At 75.3% G+C, this 344-nt stretch carries 1 protein-coding gene; it reads right to left on the bottom strand.

Annotated features, from left to right (window positions below; all coding sequences use genetic code 11):
- The coding region (locus CCN72_RS36525; RefSeq protein ID WP_279630320.1) for a PP-loop family protein at positions 1–344 on the bottom strand (344 nt) is incomplete at both ends.

The raw sequence follows: 344 nt of genomic DNA, 5'->3' as shown, positions 1-344 counted from the left end.
GGCGGGCGGCAGGGCGTAGAGCTTGGCGCACTCCAGCAGTCCGGCGGCGTCCCGTACGGAGGCCTCGGCCTGGCTGGCCCAGGAGTCGAGGGCATCGGCGTCGTCGCGGGAGAGCTGGGCGGTGCGGGCGAGCGCCTCGACGACGCCCTTGCCGAGGGCCTTCTCCAGGGCGGGCAGACCCTCGTGGCGCAGCCGGGAGCGGGTGTAGGCGGGGTCGGTGTTGTGGGGGTCGTCCCAGACCGGCAGGGACTGGACCATGCAGGCCTTGCGGGCGGTCTGCCGGTCGAGATGGAGGAAGGGGCGCCGGTAACGGCCGCCGGCCCCCGAGACCGCGGCCATTCCGG

This window comes from Streptomyces murinus (assembly GCF_002154555.1).
GTDB lineage: Bacteria > Actinomycetota > Actinomycetes > Streptomycetales > Streptomycetaceae > Streptomyces > Streptomyces murinus.
The sequence above is the reverse complement of the archived record's forward strand: the minus strand, read 5'-3'. Positions and strand labels throughout refer to the sequence as shown.